At 68.7% G+C, this 18,750-nt stretch carries 17 protein-coding genes and 3 pseudogenes; 11 read left to right on the top strand and 9 right to left on the bottom strand.

What is annotated here, in order from left to right; genetic code table 11:
* Window positions 1-28: 28 nt before the first annotated feature.
* On the bottom strand, window positions 29-499 hold the full coding sequence (locus ACZ6EG_RS29860; protein WP_391971445.1) for a hypothetical protein: 471 nt from the start codon (window positions 497-499) through the stop codon (window positions 29-31).
* A gap of 104 nt (window positions 500-603) precedes the next feature.
* Between ACZ6EG_RS29860 and ACZ6EG_RS29855 the strand changes: the two genes are divergently transcribed.
* From ACZ6EG_RS29855 to ACZ6EG_RS29845, 3 genes are all read left to right on the top strand, one after another.
* The gene (locus ACZ6EG_RS29855) at window positions 604-888 is read left to right on the top strand and encodes a hypothetical protein (protein ID WP_391971446.1); all 285 of its coding nucleotides are present in this window, start codon (window positions 604-606) and stop codon (window positions 886-888) included.
* A 106-nt stretch (window positions 889-994) separates the two neighbouring features.
* Window positions 995-1,177: a hypothetical protein gene (locus ACZ6EG_RS29850; RefSeq protein WP_469609139.1), complete on the top strand. Its 183-nt coding sequence runs from the start codon at window positions 995-997 to the stop codon at window positions 1,175-1,177.
* Window positions 1,178-1,385: 208 nt separating this feature from the next.
* Window positions 1,386-2,213 (top strand): transposase, encoded by an 828-nt coding sequence (locus tag ACZ6EG_RS29845; protein WP_469609136.1) that lies wholly within the window; start codon window positions 1,386-1,388, stop codon window positions 2,211-2,213.
* A gap of 130 nt (window positions 2,214-2,343) precedes the next feature.
* Here the strand turns inward: ACZ6EG_RS29845 and ACZ6EG_RS29840 are convergent.
* Window positions 2,344-2,558, bottom strand: a pseudogene (locus tag ACZ6EG_RS29840) (IS5/IS1182 family transposase); the annotation flags it as partial.
* Between the two features lie 479 nt (window positions 2,559-3,037).
* On the opposite strand from ACZ6EG_RS29840, the gene ACZ6EG_RS29835 reads away from it, so the two are divergent.
* Genes ACZ6EG_RS29835 through ACZ6EG_RS29820 form a run of 4 tightly spaced genes read left to right on the top strand, consistent with a single transcriptional unit; the run spans window position 3,038 to window position 6,484 of the window.
* A complete protein-coding gene (locus ACZ6EG_RS29835; RefSeq protein WP_469609133.1) occupies window positions 3,038-3,952 on the top strand; it encodes an MBL fold metallo-hydrolase in 915 nt (304 codons plus the stop codon).
* A 20-nt stretch (window positions 3,953-3,972) separates the two neighbouring features.
* On the top strand, window positions 3,973-5,517 hold the full coding sequence (locus ACZ6EG_RS29830; RefSeq protein ID WP_469609130.1) for a carboxylesterase/lipase family protein: 1,545 nt from the start codon (window positions 3,973-3,975) through the stop codon (window positions 5,515-5,517).
* Window positions 5,514-5,762 (top strand): Rid family hydrolase, encoded by a 249-nt coding sequence (locus ACZ6EG_RS29825; protein ID WP_469609128.1) that lies wholly within the window; start codon window positions 5,514-5,516, stop codon window positions 5,760-5,762. The genes ACZ6EG_RS29830 and ACZ6EG_RS29825 overlap by 4 nt, the downstream gene beginning before the upstream one ends.
* A 17-nt stretch (window positions 5,763-5,779) precedes the next feature.
* Window positions 5,780-6,484 carry a hypothetical protein gene (locus tag ACZ6EG_RS29820; RefSeq protein WP_469609125.1) on the top strand — a complete coding sequence of 235 codons (705 nt, stop codon included), beginning with the start codon at window positions 5,780-5,782 and terminating at the stop codon, window positions 6,482-6,484.
* Here ACZ6EG_RS29820 and ACZ6EG_RS29815 read toward each other — a convergent pair.
* Complete coding sequence (locus tag ACZ6EG_RS29815) at window positions 6,428-9,211, bottom strand: helix-turn-helix transcriptional regulator (protein WP_469609122.1); 2,784 nt, start codon at window positions 9,209-9,211, stop codon at window positions 6,428-6,430. The genes ACZ6EG_RS29820 and ACZ6EG_RS29815 overlap by 57 nt on opposite strands.
* 668 nt (window positions 9,212-9,879) lie before the next feature.
* Here ACZ6EG_RS29815 and ACZ6EG_RS29810 point away from each other — a divergent pair.
* Window positions 9,880-10,341: a GNAT family N-acetyltransferase gene (locus ACZ6EG_RS29810; RefSeq protein ID WP_391971605.1), complete on the top strand. Its 462-nt coding sequence runs from the start codon at window positions 9,880-9,882 to the stop codon at window positions 10,339-10,341.
* Window positions 10,342-10,350: 9 nt separating this feature from the next.
* Here ACZ6EG_RS29810 and ACZ6EG_RS29805 read toward each other — a convergent pair whose 3' ends face one another.
* Together ACZ6EG_RS29805 and ACZ6EG_RS29800 are read right to left on the bottom strand one after the other, a co-directional pair.
* Window positions 10,351-10,809 carry a transposase family protein gene (locus ACZ6EG_RS29805; protein WP_469609119.1) on the bottom strand — a complete coding sequence of 153 codons (459 nt, stop codon included), beginning with the start codon at window positions 10,807-10,809 and terminating at the stop codon, window positions 10,351-10,353.
* Between the two features lie 179 nt (window positions 10,810-10,988).
* A complete protein-coding gene (locus ACZ6EG_RS29800) occupies window positions 10,989-12,017 on the bottom strand; it encodes a YdcF family protein (protein WP_391971471.1) in 1,029 nt (342 codons plus the stop codon).
* A 317-nt stretch (window positions 12,018-12,334) separates the two neighbouring features.
* On the opposite strand from ACZ6EG_RS29800, the pseudogene ACZ6EG_RS29795 reads away from it, so the two are divergent.
* The 3 genes and pseudogenes from ACZ6EG_RS29795 to ACZ6EG_RS29785 form a co-directional block, all read left to right on the top strand.
* Window positions 12,335-12,991, top strand: a pseudogene (locus ACZ6EG_RS29795) (transposase); the annotation flags it as partial.
* A 519-nt stretch (window positions 12,992-13,510) separates the two neighbouring features.
* The gene (locus tag ACZ6EG_RS29790; RefSeq protein ID WP_469609116.1) at window positions 13,511-13,861 is read left to right on the top strand and encodes a hypothetical protein; all 351 of its coding nucleotides are present in this window, start codon (window positions 13,511-13,513) and stop codon (window positions 13,859-13,861) included.
* 399 nt (window positions 13,862-14,260) lie between these two features.
* Entirely contained in the window at window positions 14,261-15,211 is a 951-nt protein-coding gene (locus tag ACZ6EG_RS29785; RefSeq protein ID WP_391971472.1) for an alpha/beta fold hydrolase, read from the top strand.
* 142 nt (window positions 15,212-15,353) lie between these two features.
* Here the strand turns inward: ACZ6EG_RS29785 and ACZ6EG_RS29780 are convergent.
* From ACZ6EG_RS29780 to ACZ6EG_RS29765, 4 genes and pseudogenes are all read right to left on the bottom strand, one after another.
* Window positions 15,354-15,975, bottom strand: a pseudogene (locus ACZ6EG_RS29780) (transposase).
* 345 nt (window positions 15,976-16,320) lie between these two features.
* Entirely contained in the window at window positions 16,321-16,698 is a 378-nt protein-coding gene (locus tag ACZ6EG_RS29775; protein ID WP_469609113.1) for a fic family toxin-antitoxin system, toxin component, read from the bottom strand.
* The gene (locus ACZ6EG_RS29770) at window positions 16,698-16,937 is read right to left on the bottom strand and encodes a hypothetical protein (RefSeq protein WP_391971475.1); all 240 of its coding nucleotides are present in this window, start codon (window positions 16,935-16,937) and stop codon (window positions 16,698-16,700) included. The genes ACZ6EG_RS29775 and ACZ6EG_RS29770 overlap by 1 nt, the downstream gene beginning before the upstream one ends.
* A gap of 706 nt (window positions 16,938-17,643) precedes the next feature.
* The gene (locus tag ACZ6EG_RS29765; RefSeq protein ID WP_469609110.1) at window positions 17,644-18,189 is read right to left on the bottom strand and encodes an MOSC domain-containing protein; all 546 of its coding nucleotides are present in this window, start codon (window positions 18,187-18,189) and stop codon (window positions 17,644-17,646) included.
* Window positions 18,190-18,750 lie beyond the last annotated feature (561 nt).

Genomic DNA, 18,750 nt, shown 5'->3' with positions numbered 1-18,750 from the left:
TGGTCGATGAGGAGCATGGTCGCGATCACTACGCTGTCAGGAACCTCGACTCAACCGATATGAGCGACCAGGCCCGGTCCGACGAGGACGTGTCGAGCAATTCTCGACTCAATGGCGGGTCGATGTGCAGGTGGCAACTCTTGAGTTCGCCGTTGGTCCAGGTGCTCCGTGAGTGGCGGACGGGACCAATGTAGACGGCTAGACCGTCGACCCGGACGAACAAGTGCGCCGGCCGGTCCAGATCCGGTTCCGATCCTGCGAACAGCTCTCGGCCAGTGAGCCTGGACGCGGCTACTGCAGGCGTAAGACCTCGTAGAAGGAACTCCTGGTCGTTCCACACACCGCCTGCTGCTGGATCGTCCGCTGCATCCCCGATGATCACAACAGCCGCAGCTCCAACCACGATCGTGGACCTGCCTACGTCCAACACCTCGGGCTCTGCACCCGCGAGATCGAGTGCCACGCTCACGTCTACGATGGCCGAACGCGTCAGCGACATTCGGCGAGTCTATCCGGGGAACGATCACTGCGGCGCCGGGAAAAGATCCCCAGCGGTCTTGAGCGCGGCAGGCCGGACCCACTCGTGAACGCCGGGGAGCAGACATGCTGCAGACTTCCCGGGTGATCGTTCTGCAGCCCGTCCTGGAGGTCTACGCCTCCGACGACTTCACCCTCTGGCCAGTCGCCAAGTCCGCACCGTACGGCTTCCTGCTACTCAGCGGCGCACTCGATCCCGCCGAGGTCGGCACGGCGGTGATGCGCATCGCCGACTGCAACAACATCGATCCCGAGGACGACGGTCGCCCACCACGGCCTCGACCCACCCGGCAGCTTCCTGCATGGACTGTTCACCATGGACGAAGAGACGCGACGGGCTTGAGGTCGTAGACGGCACCGGCTGGGCCTCCTTCGGTCACGACCCATCTCCGCTCGCCGAACGTGACGGCGAAGTCGTCCGGTTGACCGTCGACGCTGAGCACGACAACACCCCGTGATGGAGGTACCCGTTACGGACCTGCGTCGCCTCCTCGCCGGCGCAGAGCAGGACCTGATCGACTTCCTCCAGCTGGCCGCTGTCTGGGCCGCTCGGCACCTGCCCGCTTACGCCGCCCCGGTCGCCTCCGCCCTCGGCCGCGCTCTAGACCTGCCCGCACCGGTGATCCCGACGAACCCTTAGGGCTGCATCCGGCGCGCTGCCTCAGGTTCATCGGCAGCGGTCCAGACTGGAAGCGGCGAGTTGGGTCTTGACGGGACAGCCCTTACGAGCTCGTGCACCGTAAGCGGTCAGACGTCGAGTTCCTGATCGCCGATCACGGTCGTGTGATGGGGAACGCGTCTCGTGCAGTGATCGTCAGCGACCGGAGGATCACGGGCTGTCGGCTGACGTGATCGCTGAACTGGTTGCTGAGATGGGGCCGTTGTGGCACGCATGGCACCAGGCCAAGCTCGCGTCCAGGTCGCGGAAGCGGGCTGTGGGCGCAGGTGCGAAGCACCGGCTGGTGTTCGTCCACCGTCTCCTGGCCACGCTCGTGCATCTACGCCATGCCGTTACTCATGACGTGCTGGCCTGCTGGTTCGGTGTGGACCGGTCCACCATCACCCGTGCTATCGGCGAGGTGCGGCCCCTGCTCGCCGCGCGAGGGTGCGCCATCAGCCCGGGTGCGCGGCTGCGGACACTGGCCGAGGTCGTCGACCACCTCGGAACCAGCGGGAAGACCGGCATCATCGCCGGAACCGAGATCCGCGTCAGGCGCCCGGCCGCCGGGCGCAGGGACCAGGACAAGTTCATATCCGGCAAGAGCGAGCAGAACGCGGTCAAGACCGTGGCTGTCACGGACGGCGACGGCCGCGTCCTCTTCTGCAGTCCGGCTCAGCACGGCAGCTGCGCGGACATCACCCATGCCCGCCAATTGGGGCTGGTCAGGCTCCTGGACCGCGGGCCGGCACTGGAGCTCCTCGCGGATGCCGGCTACCAGGGTCCGGGAAGCCCAGACCGGCGGGCGCGTGGTGACGCCACCGCACCGCAAGTTCAGGAAGAACGCCCCGGACTGGTACGAGGAGATACACGAGCGCCATCGCAAGGCCCACTCCTCCCGACGCATCCGCGTCGAGCACGGCATCGCACACTTGAAAGAACTGGCGGGCCCTGGCCCGCCACCTCGGCCGCCGCGAACACATCAGCGACATGGTCCAAGCCATTGCCGGACTGCTGACCCACCAGCAAACTGCGGACCTGACCTCGGCACAGCAGATGTGAACACTGAGCCCCGCCGCAGTCCTCGACGCCTCACCGCCTACCGTGCACGAGCTCGTAGAGGTTGTCCCGTAGGGGTGTGAGTTATCGGTGAGGGCCAGGTTGTGCAGCCGGGCGATGCCGAGCATGGCCTTCAGCCGCGACAGGCGTGTTCCACCCGCGCTCGTGCCCGGGGATGGACGGCGTTCCCTGCTTCTTGTTGTGGGCTGAGGTGGTTCTGGCCTCGTCGTGTCGCCTGCAGCAGCACATCAGTCGCCTCGACGCGACCTTGACCGCGCTGGTGCGAGCTGCGGACCCGCTCGTCCCGGACCCCGGCCGCACCACCATGGTCCCGCCCGAGAGCGTTGACATCCCGTCGCCACACGGGCCGGCCCCTGTCGCGTTGCGCTGCGTTGATCTCGAGGACCAAGGCACCGCCCAAGCAGTCGGACACCCGCCAGAACGCATCACGGGGTGACCGCACGCCCTTGCATTTTGCTGATGTGCAGGCATCAAAGCCGTCGGTGTGAAAGGCAGGGACAGTCACCGCACACGACACGGCCGACAAGCGGGCATACGGATCCGGCTGCCGTCTCGTGAACGCGGTGAGGTAGCCACGCGCTCATCCACAAGGCATCCGGGAACGGAACTGGAACGGGGAGCCCGCCTCGCCTTTCACCTGGCCCAAGAGAAGAAGGGTCCCTGTTCAGAGCCGTACGCACCGGTGCAGTCACGTGACGGATACCGGGCCCGCTGAAGTCGCTCGTACGGTTGGGTAAACCCTACGAACTCCAAGGAAATCACATGGAAAAGATCACGCTCGGCAACGTCTCCATCACCCGCGTCTGGGAATATTACGGGTCCGTCGAAATGGATCCCCACGCCTTCTTCCCGGAAAGCTCGCAGGAAGTCTGGAAGGACGGCGTCCACTGGCTGGCCCCGCATTTCCTGGACTCCGAGACCAACATCGTGAATTCCGCGATCCAGACCTGGCTGCTGCGCAGCGGAGGCAAGACCATCCTCGTCGACACCGGTGTGGGCAACCACAAGGAGCGCCCGTACGCGCCGGTCTGGAGCCACCTGGAGACGGACTTTCTGGCCAACCTCGCCCGGGCAGGTGTCCAGCCCGAGGACGTGGACATCGTGATCAACACGCATCTGCACATCGATCACGTCGGCTGGAACACATACCTGGACGGGCGGAGTTGGGTTCCCACCTTTCCCAACGCCACCTATCTGATGCCGAAGGACGACTTCGACTTCTGGAACCCGGCAAACGGCCACGAACCGCTGCCCGGCCGTGGCAACCAGAACGTCTTCGAGGACAGCGTGGCCCCGGTGCACCAGGTCGGCCAGACGCTGCTGTGGGAGAACAGCCATCAAATCGACGCCGACCTGCGCCTGGACGCGGCTCCCGGACACACCCCCGGCTCCTCCGTGCTGACCCTCAGCTCCGGGACGGACCGCGCGGTGTTCGTCGGTGACCTGCTGCACAACCCGGTGCAGATCGTCGAGCCGGACGCCAACAGCTGCTTCTGCGAGGACCCCGCGGGCGCCCGCGCCACCCGCCGCAAGGTGCTGGGCTGGGCGGCCGACAACAACGCGCTCCTGATCCCCGCGCACCTGGGCGGTCACGGTGCCGCCGAAATCGCGCGTAACGGCAACACGTTCGACATCAAGGGCTGGGCGCCCTTCGCCCCGTACTCCGAGCAGGGCTGACGCCCCGGAAAGGCATAGCTGTGAGCCACGAACCGGAGCCCGTCGTCACCACCGCACAGGGAGCCGTCCGCGGCCTCCGTCAGGACGACGGCACCGCCACCTTCCTGAACATCCCCTACGCCGCTCCTCCGATGGGCGCCGGACGGTTCGCCCCGCCGCAGCCGCACGAGCCCTGGGGCGGCGTACGGGACGCGATCGTCCCCGGCCCCAACGCCCCGCAGTCCGAGCGGAAGCTCGGCAGCATCGACATGGCCCCCTACTTCGGCGCCGGCTGGAGCCGTGGCGAGGACTACCTCACCGTCAACGTCTTCCAGCCCACCACCGCGGACAGCGGTCTGCCCGTGATGGTGTTCGTCCACGGCGGCGGGTTCGTCGCCGGATCGACGCGGTCCGCGCTGTACGACGGTTCCGCCTTCGCCCGCGACGGCGTCGTCCTGGTCACACTCAACTACCGGCTGGGCATCGCCGGGTTCCTCGACATCCCCGGGGCGCCCGCCAACCGCGGCCTGCTCGATGTCGTCGCGGCGCTGCGCTGGGTACGGGAGAACATCGCCGCCTTCGGCGGTGACCCGGACGGCGTCACCCTCTTCGGCCAGTCGGCCGGGGCGACCGTCGTCGGCGGCATCCTCGCCACCCCTGAGGCCGCGGGCCTGTTCCACCGGGCGATCGTGCAGAGCGGCAGCGGTCTGGGGGCGTTCACCTCCGAGCAGGCCGCCCGTGTCACCAAGGCCGTGGCCGAGGAACTGGGCATCGAGCCGCACACCGACGCCTTCGCGGACATCTCCGACGAGCGCCTGGTGGAGGCCGCCTCCCGGCTCGCGGGCATCGACCTGCAGACCGAGACACACCACGATCCGCTGATCGGCCTCAGCCCCTTCAGCCTGGTGCTTGACACACAGCCTGCCGTCTCCGTCGGCGCCGGCCTGAGCGCTGATGTCAACCTGCTCATCGGGACCAACACCGAGGAGGGAAACCTCTACCTGGTCCCGGTGGGGAAGTACGCCTCCTCGACCGCCGGCGATGTCGCCGATACGGCGGCGCGCTCGCACCCGAAGCCCGCGCAGCTTGTGGAGACGTACCGCACCACCCGCCCCGAGGCGTCCTTCGGTGTGCTGCGGTCGGCCATCATGGGCGACGCGCTGTTCGGAGCGGGCAGCTGGGCCCTGGCCGACGCACATGCCGCCCACCCCCAGTCCGCCACGTTCAGCTACGAGTTCGCCTGGCGCTCCCAGGCACTGAGCGGAGACCTCGGCGCCACCCACACGATGGAACTCCCCTTCGTCTTCGACAACACCGAACTCCCGCAGCTGGCGGGTGAGGGCGCCCTGCTCGGCCCCGACAAGCCCGCCGGGGACCTCGCCACCCGCACACACGAGGCCTGGATCCGCTTCGCCAGGACCGGCAACCCCGGCTGGGACCAGTACGACACCACACGCCGGACCACGATGCACATCGACGCCGAGTGGACCCAGGTCGACGACCCCCGCAGCCAGGAGCGACAGGCCTGGGCCTGCCCCCGTCACACAGATCGCTCTGTGCGCCCTTCCGACAAGGACACACCATGAAAGACGTCATCACCACCGAGAACGCACCCACTCCGGCAGCCCCGCTGTCCCAGGGCATCCGCATGGGCCCGATCCTTCAGGTCTCCGGGCAACTCCCGTTCGACCCGGCCACCGGCGTGGTCGTCGGCACCACGGTCGCCGAGCAGACCACGCAGACCCTGCAGTCCTGGACGACTGACTCGGCTTCAGGGCAAGGCCGGTCCGGCGCGGCCCCCGGTCCGCGCCGGACCGGCCTCCATCCCTGAAAATGGAGGGGGACACGATGGATGGTCGCCTGTCGAGAGCGTGCGTCAACCTGAGGGTTGCACCGGTGAAACTGCTGGCCGCCTTGTGCTCCCTGTCGAGGCGCCCTGCACCGCCCTCCGGTCCTCATCCGGCACGGCGCGTCTACGGGCGCGTACTTCACGCAGCGACCTCGCTGCCGCTGGGCGCGCCGCAACCGGGCGACGTGAGCGCGGCCACCGAGGTGCGCGCCGGCCTCCTGAACGCCCACGTCCCACCCCTGTCGGACGCGGTCGCACCATGCATCCAGCACACGGTCGACGACCTGGGGCCCGCCGACCTGTGGACGCTGGCACGCTGTACCGCCATGACCCGCGACGACCTCGCGTGGGGCGCCACCGCATCTCTGGCGGGAGAACGCCTCGAACAGCCGGACTTTCTGGACGACATCGCCGCGCAGGTCATCGTGGATGAAATCGCTGAACGGACCCCCTGCCGGTGGGGCCGTCACCACAGCGACACGGCTCGTACCGCGCTGTATCGGACTTTGGCCGACCTCGCCGACGTCCTCCTGGAAGTGTCGGAGTCCTCCCCGACGCCCCTGGCCTGGACCACCGACGATGACACGAGCAAGAACACGCCCTCACAGCCTAAGCATCGAGTGTCCACAATTGCGGGGAAACGGCACTCAGCCCTGGACGCCAGTACCCGACAGGATGCCTTCGACCATGTCGCGGAGCTGTGAGCGGGCGGTGATGCCGAGCTTGGGGAACACCCGGTAGAGGTGAGAACCGACCGTACGCGGTGAGAGGAACAGCTTTTCCCCGATCTCACGGTTCGTCAGGCCACGGGCCGCCAGCTGGACGATCTGCTGCTGCTGGGGGCTGAGTTCCGCGACGGCAGTGGGTACGACGTCGCCGGCCTCGATTCCGGCGGCGCGAAGTTCTGCCTTTGCCCGCTCGCCCCACGGCCGCGCGCCCAGCCGCTGGAAGGTCTCGAGGGCGGCGCTCAGCAGCGGACGGGCCTCGGCGATACGGCGCTGCCGCCGAAGCCATTCCCCGTAGTCGAGCTGTGTCTGCGCCCGTTCGAACGGCCACTGCTCACCTGCGGGTTCCTTGAGCGCTGCGCGGAAGAACGGCTCCGCGTGCTCGGGTTCCGCCAGCAGGGCGCGGCCCCGGTCGATCAGTGTCCTCACGCGTGCGGACATGCCTGTACCGAGGCGCCGCGCCGACCGTCCCAGGAGCTCTGCCGCGTGCTCCTGTCGTCCTCGGCGGACGGCTGCCGCCGCCAGTTCGGCCAGGAGGGTGTAGGAGACGTGGTAGTGGACCGGATCGCCGTCATCGGTGAACGCGGAGCGGAAGTGCCTGTACGCGGTGTCGTAGTCGCCCTCGGCCACGGCCGCCATCCCCAGGGCCCGATGCGCGAAGACCGCGACGGAGCGGCTCTCCAGTGGATCGACGAGAGCCAGGGCTCGTTCGACGAGCCGGCGTGCGGTGGCCGGATCGCCCCGCAGAGCGACCACCGTGGCATCGAGTGCGTGAGCACATGCCTCGGCATGGACGAGTCCGGCCGACGATGCCATGGCCGCGATGTCAGTCGCCACCGAGCGGGCCTCGGCCCATCGGCCCTGCTCCAGGCGGGTCCAGCCGACCGCGCATCCCAGTCCGTCCGGGAGCCATCCACGGGCCTGCCACTGGTCGAACGCCTCGCCGAAGGTCCTGTCGGCGAGGGTCGTCTGGTCGAGCAGCCAGGCGACGATGGCCAGCATGGTCAGGCGACTGGCGTCGCCCTTGGCCTTGGCGATGAGCCCGGGCAGGGCCGGTGTGAGGAAAACTCCTGCGCTGCTGGGGTCGGAGACGGCCAGGACCCAGGCGCGCAGCGCCGCTGCGGCGGCATCGTCGGGCATGCGGGAGAGCAGGCTCTGGATCTGCCGCTGTTGGGACTCCTCGCCCGAGTAGTAGCAGACAACCGCCGCCGCGGCCAACGCGTCGAGAACGAGGGGCGACCGGGCTTCCGTCGCCTCGTTGGCAACACGCATGAGCAGAGCGAAGGCTGCTGTGTGAGGGGAGCCCAGGGACATGAGTTGTCCGGTGGCCAGCGCGGCTTTGCCCAGCAGTGCCTGGTCGTCGGTGCACTGGCGGACTGCGGCGGCCAGTTGTTCCACCCAGCCGAGTTGACCGGTGAAGACGGCGGTGGTGGCGGCTTCGGTCAGAAGACGCGCCCGGTCCTCGCGGCGCGGGCTGAGTTCCGCGGCACGCTCCTGGGCCGCTGCCGCGGCCGCGAAGCCACCCCGGCGCCGGGCCCGGTCGGCCGTCTGCTGCAGTGCGGCCGACACATCCTGGTCGGGGCGTACGGTCGCGGCGGCGAGGTGCCAGGCGCGGCGATCGGGCTCCTCACGCAGCAACTCCGCGAGGGCGAGGTGGGCCCGGCGGCGTTCCTCGAACGACGCGGCATGGTAGACGGCGGAGCGGATGAGCGGGTGGCGGAAGAAGATCCGGGATCCTTCCTGGCGTACGAGACCGGCCCGGTCCGCGGGTGTCCATGCCTCGTCGTCCGCCTCGGGAAGTCCCACGGCCGCCGCCTGAGCGTCCGCCGCGTCGGCGGCCGCGAGCAGCAGCAGGATGCGGCGGGTCCGTTCCGGCAGGTCCGCCGTGTGCCCCGCGAAGATCCGCTCCAGTCGGTCGGTGACCGGCAGCGGTCCCTGCACGCCACTGCCCACGGGGTGCCGGATCCCGGTGGCGTGGGTCAGTTCCACCAGGGCCAGCGGGTTGCCGGCCGCCTCCTGGAGGATCCGCACCCGGGCTCGGCCGGTGGGCGGCGTGGGTTGCCGGTCCAGCAGTAGGTTGGCCGCCTCAGCGTCCAGCGGACCGAGTTCGAGGCGCTCGTATCCCTTGTCGAATCCAGGCAGGGCGGCCGCGGTGCGGACTCCGACCAGCAGCGTGACAGGCTCGCTGTCCATGCGTCGCGCCACGAACGCGAGAACGTCCAGTGATGCGCGGTCGATCCACTGGGCGTCGTCGACCACCACCAGCAGCGGGGCGGTGTCCGCCAGGTCCGACAACAAGGTCAGGACCGCCAGACCGACGAGCATTGCGTCGGGAGTCTCCGCACACTCTTCGAGCCCGAGGACGGCTCGGAGCGCGGAACGCTGCCGCGACGGCAGTCCCTGCGCTTCAGCGAGTACCGGGCGCAACAACTGATGAAGACCGGCGAATCCGAGGTGCGCCTCGGATCCGCTCCCCACCGCCCGCAGCACTCGGCCACCCGCGCCCCGTGCGCGATCGGCCGCGAGGTCGAGCAGCGTGCTTTTTCCGGCACCGGGGTCACCCGTGACGATCAAAACGTCACTGTGGGACCGGTCAGTGCCCACACGCCGGATGATTTCCGCGGTCTCGGCTTCTCGGCTCAGCACCGCCGGACCGGAATTACGCGTTGAGCGCTGGTCCCCATGAGCCCTTCCATCGTTTTGCACGGATGCTCCAAGGAATCGAGATACCCCAGACACTAACGTGGGGCTACGGCGGCAGCGCCGGCAGCGGTATCGAACCCAGCTCAGAGCATTCAGAGCGCAGGCGTCGTCCGGGGCACCGATGCAGTCACGTGACGCATACCCCGGCTGTTCGTCGAGCCGCAGAATCGTCAAGCGGGCACGGCCGCGTCCTTCCGGGACGGCGGGCAGGAAGGGCCGTGCGTCGCCGGTGGTGTCGTGCCACCGACGATGAGGTTCGCATAACTGGCGCCAACAAGAGCTGCTGATCATGAGACTCTCGGCCTGCTGTCTCGTAGGTCTGGTGATGGGAAACCGTCAGTCGCGGCCGTGGATCGTGTGAGACGAACTGTGTTCGCTGGTTGGGCCGTTGCTGCCGAAGCCGGGTCCGAAGAAGGCCGAGGGCAGACCGCGGGGTACGGACCGGCAGGCCCTCTGCGGGTTCCTCTTCGTCCTGAAACACCGGCATCCAGTGGGAGTGCCTGCCCAGGGGAACTAACGAAAAACTCAGGAGGGACTGTATCGAAAGTGGCTGGTTGTGACTCTGTGGCCTGTGTTTCTATGCCCGAGTGAACATCAAGAGCTCCGGGGTGCCGGATGAGAGGCCGAGCCGCCGGGTCCGGCAGAGGGCCGATGGCGATGTTGAGGAGTGCGTGCGGATCCTCGCTGAGGTCCATGCGCGCGACGGCTATCCGGTGAACTGGCCGGATCAGCCCGGCGAGTGGCTGTCACGCGGTCCCCTGCTGGGCTCCTGGGTCGCCGAACTCGAAGGCGGCCTGGTCGGGCATGTCAGTTTGTCGCAAGGCGGCGAAGACGATGTGGCCCCGACGTTGTGGAGTGAGCGGAACGGGGCGACGCGGGGTACGACCGCCGTGGTCAGCAGGCTGTTCGTTGCCCCGCAGGCGAGGGGACATCGGATCGGTGCACTGCTGATCGGCCAAGCGGTGGAGGAAGCGCGGCATCGTGGCCTGCATCCGGTGCTCGACGTCGTCGCATCCGATACCTCGGCGGCAGCCCTGTATGAGCGGCTGGGCTGGGAGCTGATGGCCACAGTCGAGCAGCAGTGGAGTCCGCACCAGACGGTAGCCATCCGCTGTTACGCGGCGCCATCGTGACGTGGTCAGTCATAGCCACTCGTCGATGACCGCGACGAGGACGGTCGCCTCGTAGCGGACCACGAGCTTGTCGTACCTCGTGGCCACGGCCCGGTGTCTCCTGAGGCGCTTGATGCCGCACTCGACCACGTGCCGAGCCTTGTAGTCCTGCGGGTCGGACTTCGGCGGCCGGCCACCGTGCGAACCGCGTTTCTTGCGGTTGCCGGCCTGGTCGGCCTTGTCCGGGATGGTGCAGCGGATCCCGCGCCGCCGCCGGGCGGCTCGTTCCGCAGGTCCCCCTTTCCTCGCCCCGGCGGCGTGCTGGTGGGCCCGGCACACCGTGGAGTCGACGTTGAGGTCCCAGGTGATCAGCTCTCTCGCAGACTGCCTTCGCTGCTCAGGACGACGACGCCCTCGGCGGTACGAGTCGCTCCCGGCCCAAGTCTCGCGGGCGTGGAGACTCCGTCCGCTCGTGTCAGCGCGGTGCATCAGGCTCGTATGTCGTGGGGGCTGGCGTCGTTGATCCCTCGCCCGCAGGTCGCAGGCGGCTTCTCGCTGGACGATGTCGTACCGCTGCAGACCCGGGTGGTGTTCCAGCTTCTCGGAGTCGGCAGTGCCAGCGTATGTCCACGGGGTCGGGCGGTTGCGTCGCTGAGAAATCTCGACTTTCAGGTGACGGCCCCTGCCGAGGGCCACCCGAGCCACCAGATGAACAGGCCGCTCAGCAGGACGAGCAGGAAGAGTGCGGTATTGGTACGGCGGTAGACGACCAAGAGGGCCACGAATTCGCGGATCATGGCGCTCGGCCAGAAGTAGGCGGCGGTCGGGGCCCCGATCACGTGGCCCCGGACGCCGGTGCGGCGGGCGGTGATCGCGGCGCGGAAGACGTGGTAGTTGTTGGTGACTATGACGCACCGGTAGTCCGGATTCGCCCGCTCCATCAAGGCTTTGCTGAACATCAGATTCTCGTCCGTGGTCGTCGAGCGGTCCTCGCGTTCGATCAGGTCGGCGGGGAAACCGCGGGTGACCAGGTAGTCGGCCATCGCATGGGACTCAGGCAGCTTCTCGTCGGGCCCCTGTCCTCCGGAGGTGATCAGGACTGGGCGCCGGCCCTTCCGGGACAGCCTGGCGTGTTCCTTCCGGGCCCGGTCGAGACGGCCGGCCAGCAGCGGGGGCACGGTGGTACCGCCGGTCAGGCCCGAGCCGAGGACCACCACGTAGTCCGCCCGGCGCCGGATACGCAGACGTCCGTACAGGCCTCCGTAAACGAGGAAGCAGAGGAACAGGAAGGCGACGTACCCGGCGAGTGCCACCGCCGTCGCCGCGACGACCACGAGCGTGTGCGTGTGCAGCACCAGCGCGGTGATCAGCAGCGCGAGCAGGGCGACCAGGGCGATGCCCGCCCCCAGGGACAGCAGGTTCGCCAAGCTCCTGCCCTCCTTGCGAACCATGGTCATCCCGTTGGCGATGAGGAACCACGCCAGCGTGACGACCCCCACGCCCGCCAGGGTCAGCAGCACGACGGCCAGATCGCGGCCTAGTTGGGCCCGTTCGGAGGCCACATGCTGCAAGAGCGCGAGCACCGCGAAGACGGCGGACAGGCCCAGCAGGACCGCGTTGCTCACTCGGCGGCGGTCTCGTACCACACCAGCACAGAAGAGGGTGAAGCAGACGAACGACGGTACGAAGGCCATCATGGCGCCGATCCTACGAGGCTCGGCGCCGTCCCGGGCAAGCCGGGTGGTGCTCACGCACCGGCCGTTTCGTGGGGCCGCCGGCGGCGCACGCCGCAGGGCGGGCGGTGCCGGTGGCCCGTGCCGGGCCTGCCCGGGCCGTTCCCAGCGCGGGACGCGCCGCCCGCGGTCCTTTCGAGAGTGTGACGAGGAGCCGTTCGAGGCGGGAACTGTGCTGCTCCCTCCGGGGGTTCGGGCCGCCCTCCGAACCGGGGCAGCCTCTGATCGTTGCCCCACCGCCATGAGATCCCCGGCCCGCCGACAAGGCTCGGGTTCTCGTCATGGGTGGGGTGATCTCAGCAGATGATCCGAAGTGGATCGGGCCGTTTGCAGGGATCACCGAGGCGCAGTTCGCGAGGCTGGTGGCACTGGTGCGGCGCCGAGGTGGCGACGTTCAGCGTGGCCGGCCGTGGCGGCTGCTGCTGGAAGGCCGGGTGTTGCTGGTGGCGACGTACTGGCGCACGAACCTCACATTGCGGCAGGTGGCGCCGCTGTTCGGGGTCTCGAAGTCCGCGTCCGACCGCATCCTGGACCATCTCGCACCGCTGCTGGCCATCTCGCCCGCGCGTCGGCCGCGCAAGGACACCGTCTACATTGTCGACGGCACCCGGGTGCCCACCCCCGACCGCAGCGTCGCCGCGTCCAGCAAGAATTACCGGTACTCGACCAACCCTGCAGGTCGTCATCGACGCCAACAGCCGCCTGGTCGTGGCCATCGGACTCCCCCTGCAGCCGCAACGGCTGCCGGGCCTTCACGGAGTCCGACATCGACCGGGTCTGCCGTGGAACCCCCCGACCCTCGCCGACGGCGGCTACCAAGGCACTGGTCTCTCATCCCGCACCGCAAACGACGACGCCAGAGCCACCTCAGCCCACAACAGGAAGCAGAGAACGCCGTCCATCGCCGGGCACGAGCGCGCGTGGAACACGCCCTGGCCCTCACCGGATAACTCACACCCCATACGGGACAACCTTGAGAAGCACCAGCTGACAACGCCCCCTCCAATCGGGGACCGACGCCGTGCAGCGCCTCGACCGGCAGCGGGGCCAGCCAGTGGGTCACGTGGTCAGGGGCGACGGTCATGGCTCCGCCGGGCAGGGAGACCTGTGCGGAGGCCGTCGCTGCAACCGTGATTGAGGGGCCGATACCGCCCCGGACGGGGCCTCGGGCGGCAGGTCAGCAACTTCGGGCGGGTGACCTTCGGGCCGCGGCGCCTGATCGTCACAGAAGGCGCAGGCCGATTCGCCGCACGCGCCGGACTGCACCGCGATGGCAGCGCCACCATTGCCCTGTCCCTGAAGGGGCGCATCCATGAAAACGACTACGAGGAGACCCGCCTCCACACCGCGGAGCCCGGTGATGTCGTGTACCCGCTACTGTGCGCACTGCCCTTCCTGGCTGCCACGCACGCGACCGGGCAGCCGCAAGCGGTCTCGCACAGGCCAGCGTCACCCTGGTGACCGACATGGCAGCGCACCCGTCCCAGGATCGGGTTCTCGAGCTCGGTCGGCCGGACATCGTGCCTGTCCGTGTCGACCGGATCGATCCGGCGACAGGCCGGCCGCGGCCGCTGACACTCCAGTCCTACCCGCACGCCACGGCAGTCGCCGGCACCCTCCTGGACCGCCTTGCCCATCGAGGACGCGGCCTCCTGCAAGCCACCGCTGCCCTCTCCGACGAACTCCCGCAGGCGTACGGCTATCCCGAGACCGGCCTCATCACCCGCGCCGGGATGCCAACCCCGCCGGCTTCTCTCAGCGCACTTGCGGGGCCGTCGCCCAGTGGGCCGAGCAGCACGGCCTGCTGATCCCGCCATAGAGTCGCGTTTACCCGTTCCCTGGGCGCTCGGTGTTCGCGCGCTGCGGGCCGTCTCCAACGCACAACGCTCTGTATAGGCTCCGTCGTCGGGCCGGGGGCGTTGCGTGGGCGATCACATCCTCCGCAAGATCGACCCATGACCACTGGCAGACCGGCCCGCTTTCCGGCTGTGCCGCGCTTCGCCCAATCCTCTCCTGCAGGAGGCCTGCCCTTTCTCGGCGTACGTCGTACGTCAAGGCCGCCCTCACCTGCGGCGACCAGAGCCCCACCCCCGGCAACGGACTGCTCCTGGTTGATCTCGTTCTGTGGGCATGTAGAGACCTGACGGAAACTCAGCACGGTCCGGGGTGCCGCCGTGACGCGAGACCTCGAAGATCGTTTACCGTGCGTGATCTACTCCGGCACGCCGCTCAAGACGCCGCATCTCCCCGCCGAGACTGCTCCGCCACCGGGCGAGCCACTTGTGCGAGCACATCGTTGGCAGGGCTTCTCCTGCGAATCACGTGTGATCCGCGCATCCACCCCTCGATTCCCGCCTGTGCTGATTATCGGCGGTGCGTTCCAGCGCAAGGAGTCCTGGGGGCGCTGTGAGGAGGTGTTCCTCGGGAGCATGGACGTGTTCACCGTCGACCCCCCGGGCTGGGGGGCAGCCGACTTGCTGCCCGAAACCTACGGCGTCGACTTCCTCGCCGACGCGGTCTGCCACATGCTCGATGAATGGGATGCCGGTCAGGTCAACGTCCTCGCCGGCTCCTACGGAAGCGCCATCGCCTACGAGATCGCCCGAAGGTATCCGGACCGGGTGGGGCGCATGGTCCTGGTCGGCACGATGATCGCCATCCCAGACCACGCACAGGCCGCGATGCGCCGCACTCTGGAACACCTGGCCGCCGGAGACATGGAGACTTACGCGCACGTCACGCTCGACCTGCTCATGACGCCCGAACGCCTCGCAGATATCCCCGACGGCGACCGCATCCGCAGACTGCTGCTGCGCCGCATCACCAACATCTCCGAGGCGGAGGCACACCAGATGCGTGCCAACACCCTGCGCCTGCTCACCCATCAGGCTCTCGATACCCGCCAGCCGCCTCGTGCGCCGGTTCTGACCGTGGCCGGCGAGTACGACTCGTTCACCACGCCGGAGCTGTGCCGCCAGATGGCGGCGGCGTGTGCCGACAGTTGGCACGCGGAGGTCCGCGACGCCGATCACATGGTCATCCTGGAACGGACAGCGGAAGTCGCCGACTTGATCACCCGGTTCCTTGCCGGGGAGCCGCTACACGGACTGCCGTACTGCCGCAGCGTTGAGCGAGTGTCACCAGGCATCACCGGGTGAGCAGTCGCAATACGGAATACACCGCTGAGCGCGCCCGTACGACGCAGCGCGATCACACCACGGTCGTCGTCTTCGAGGAAGACTGCCCCAGCTTCGCCCCGCCAGCCTGTCCCTGCCTCGCCGCGGTATCGCCACGTGCTGATCACAGCCACTCGTTGATGGCTGCTACGAGGACAGTGGCTTCATAGCGGACCGCGAGCTTGTCGTAGCGGGTGGCCACGGCCCGATGACGCTCGAGTCGGTTGATTCCGCACTCGACCGCGCGGCGCTCGCGGTAGTCGACCGCGTCAAAACGTGGCGGCCGGCCGCCACGCGAGCCGAGCTTCTGGCGGTTACGTGCTTGGTCCGTCTTGTCCGGGATGGTGCAGCGGATTCCCCGGCGGCGCAGGCAGGCGCGGTTCTTCCGGGAGGCGTATGCCTTGTCCGCCCGGACCCGGCTGGGGCGCACGCGGGGTCGGCCCGGCCCGATGCGAGGCACGCGGACCTTCTCCAGCACGGGTTCGAATTGCGGCGAGTCGCCGCGCTGTCCCGCCGTGAGCACGACCGACATGGGCTTCTGGCCCTGGAGCCGCGTGAAGATCCTGTGCCACATGCCGACTCGCTGCCACCGGCGGAACAGGTCATAGATCCCGGCCCCACGGTCCGTACTCAACGGGCACGTCCCGCCATGGAACACCGGTATGGACCCGGAATCGTATGCCGTCGATCAGCCGCCGCCGAGGCCAGACGGGCGGCCGCCCCGCCCTCGTCCCCTTCGGCAACACCCTTTAGGCGCGTTCCAGCCGGCCAGTGTGGTGTGCCCTGCCCCCTCGGTGCTCGCCCGGTGTTCTGCGGATCTGACGATCCTGGTCCCCGGCTGGGCCTGGCTCCCCCTCGGGGCGGCCGCCCGGAGCCCGCTGAAAGTCGCCGTTCTGAACCCGGCCACCAAGCGCTGCAACGCGTCGGTCCCGGGCCGCGACGCTGACATGGCCGGGCAGGACGGTGAAACTGCACGGTTCCTCCGGCGGACGCCCCGTCCCAGAGCGGGCGCCTCGGTACAAGGACGAGACCACTTTGCGCTGGCGGTGCCGCGCCCGGCGCCCCGAGAGGCGGCACCGGGCCTGCGGGCATCAGGTCGCGGTGGGCCAGCTACGCAGCAGGACGGCGATCTTCCCGGCGGTGCAGGCCGGGTCCAGGAGCAGGTCCTTGAGGGCGATGGCGTCCTCACGGGCTGGTTTGACGGTGATCCCGGCGGCCTCGAGGTACATGACGCCGGTGGCGGCGGCGACGGCCAGGTTGGAGCGCTCCAGCCAGCGGCAACGTCCCAGTGTGTGCACCATGGCGGCGGCCTTGGCGTAGGGGCCGTCGTAGACGGGCTGCTCGAAGAGTTCGGCTCGGTGGCGAGCAACCGCTGAGACCGGGACGCCGTAGTCGTCGGGGGCCGGGTCGTTGACCCCTGCGGCTTCTGCCACCTGGAGGATCCACGGGACGTCGATGTGCAGGTCCATCAGGCGGCGCGCGCTCCCCGGGGCGTGTGCTGGATGTCTTCGGCTTCGTCGAAGATCGTCTGGTGGTCGGCCAGGAAGCGGGCGGCGGCGTCGACCGCGCGGGCGCGCAGGCCGCTGGCGTCGTCCTGTACCAGCCGGGCGAGGTAGTCGCCGATACTCAGTCCCAGGTCGGCGGCGCGCTTTTTCGCGAGTTCCGCGACGTCCTCGTCCACGCGCGCGCCCAGCTGTGTCTTCGCCATACCGGCATGGTAACAGGTGTTACCCATATGAGGGCTGCCGCTGGCCCGAGATCCCCTCCGTCCGGTCTCCGTCGCAGAGGGCGGGTGACCAGGCCCTCATGACCAGCGTCCAGTCGGCGGGCCCACCGCTCGGGGCGGGCCCTCGGTACTGGCCGTGTCACCGGGTGGTCGCACGAGCGTCGGGAACGCTCAGCCCTCATGGTGCTCGAAGGTTCGGCGCGTGTGGCGGGCGGGGTGAGCAGATCACCCTCGGGAGCCGAATCAGAGAGAGGTCATCAGGCGCTGCTGGCGGGGGTGGACAGCGCGTCCGGCCGTGAGCTGGCGGTGCGGTCGGAAGTCGCCCCTGACTACCGGCCGGAAGGGTGCCGCAGGTGACGCGGCCAGGCCGGCGCCCCGACGGAGCCTGCCTACGGCGCAGCGGCATTCGGCGAAGGCGACTGCGCGGGCGTGGCCGGTCATCGGGAGGGTCTGCTCCAGGCCGCGGGCGGAGAGGACCGTGAATGGCGGAGGGCCGACCCGCGGGTCGCGGAGCGGGCCAGCCCTCCCGGGTCAGTTCCTGTTGGCGGGGCGGACGCCCCGTGCCATGTGCATGCTCTCCGCGACGGGGCGGGAGTGATCAGTGATGTGATGTGGAACAGGATCGACGGCCGCACTCCGCCTCGCCGCCATCCTCATCTGGGCACGCCGATGACCGCGGCACAAGAACCTAGACCCGTTCCAGCGGGCGGTGAGGGGGTGGCGGGGGCTCGACCTGGATGGGGTCCTCCGGGCGGACGGTCCCTCCACTGCGGACCACAGCCATGACGCCACATTTGAACGTGAACTCGCCGGACAAGGGGTCCATGGCGAAAACTTCCCCGAGCAGCCCCTTGCGGAAGTCGTTGATCTTCGAGCACGGGTTGCGCAGTCCGGTCACCTCGAGCACCGCGTGCTCCCCGAGATGGAGCAGGGCGCCGGTGGGCAGGCCCAACAGGTCCGTCCCGCGCGTGGTGATGTTCTCACCGAGCTGGCCCGCAGAGACCTTGAAGCCCTTGAGGGCGAGTTCGTCGAAGAGTTCCTCGTGCATCAGGTGGACCTGGCGCAGGTTGGGCAGGTTCGGCTCGTAGGTCATGCGGAACTGGTGGCGGATCGTCTCACCTGCGTGAACGTCTCCTTCCACTCCGAGGCCCGCGAGCAGCCTGATGGAATCGCGATTGGGCTTGCTGAACGAGTACCCCTCGTTACGGCTCACTGCGGTCACCTGACCAGGCATCACGCTCTCCACCTGTCGTCGTTCTGCGGCCGGTCGATCATAGAGGTGGTGCAAGCAGCCTTGTGATGGAGGCGTCCAGTGAGGGTGTTCGGCGACGGTGCGTCCGTCCTTCCGAGAACTGCCAGTTCCGCCGGCACAGCGCTACCTCGTCTCGGATGGATCTTCGCGAGCAGAACCGCGACGGGACTATGCAGTGAGCTGCCTGCCCCGTGTCCCAAAGGCCACGGGCCTAGCTCCCTTCGTGATCGAAATAGGCAGCCCAGAGCAAGATGCTCGGTGTGTCCCACCTCGCGGTCGCTGCTCCCGCGCAGGTACCGCCGAGGCGGTCCGCCTGGCGGAGAACGTCGTCGTTCCCGTGCTCGGCGGCTACACGCCTGACCTCGCCGTAGCGTCGCGTGCACAGGCGAGGCCGGACGCGGACAGGCGGCGGCGGTCGAGGAGGGGGTGGATGTGAGTGCCTCGTGCGCAGCGACCAGCGCGGCACCTTGGGATCCTCGGCCCGCAGGAAGGCGTCACGCTGTCGCTTGTAGCCGGATTCCCAGTGCAGACGGCTCAGCGGAA

Source organism: Streptomyces sp. NPDC041968 (assembly GCF_055589025.1).
This window is presented reverse-complemented; position numbering and strand designations above follow the sequence as displayed.

Coding starts and splice junctions, on each gene's coding strand:
- ACZ6EG_RS29860 (WP_391971445.1), bottom strand. CDS start 499: ATGTCGCTGACGCGTTCGGCCATCGTAGACGTGAGCGTGGCACTCGAT.
- ACZ6EG_RS29855 (WP_391971446.1), top strand. CDS start 604: ATGCTGCAGACTTCCCGGGTGATCGTTCTGCAGCCCGTCCTGGAGGTC.
- ACZ6EG_RS29850 (WP_469609139.1), top strand. CDS start 995: ATGGAGGTACCCGTTACGGACCTGCGTCGCCTCCTCGCCGGCGCAGAG.
- ACZ6EG_RS29835 (WP_469609133.1), top strand. CDS start 3,038: ATGGAAAAGATCACGCTCGGCAACGTCTCCATCACCCGCGTCTGGGAA.
- ACZ6EG_RS29825 (WP_469609128.1), top strand. CDS start 5,514: ATGAAAGACGTCATCACCACCGAGAACGCACCCACTCCGGCAGCCCCG.
- ACZ6EG_RS29820 (WP_469609125.1), top strand. CDS start 5,780: ATGGATGGTCGCCTGTCGAGAGCGTGCGTCAACCTGAGGGTTGCACCG.
- ACZ6EG_RS29805 (WP_469609119.1), bottom strand. CDS start 10,809: ATGCACCGCGCTGACACGAGCGGACGGAGTCTCCACGCCCGCGAGACT.
- ACZ6EG_RS29800 (WP_391971471.1), bottom strand. CDS start 12,017: ATGATGGCCTTCGTACCGTCGTTCGTCTGCTTCACCCTCTTCTGTGCT.
- ACZ6EG_RS29775 (WP_469609113.1), bottom strand. CDS start 16,698: ATGGACCTGCACATCGACGTCCCGTGGATCCTCCAGGTGGCAGAAGCC.
- ACZ6EG_RS29770 (WP_391971475.1), bottom strand. CDS start 16,937: ATGGCGAAGACACAGCTGGGCGCGCGCGTGGACGAGGACGTCGCGGAA.
- ACZ6EG_RS29765 (WP_469609110.1), bottom strand. CDS start 18,189: ATGCCTGGTCAGGTGACCGCAGTGAGCCGTAACGAGGGGTACTCGTTC.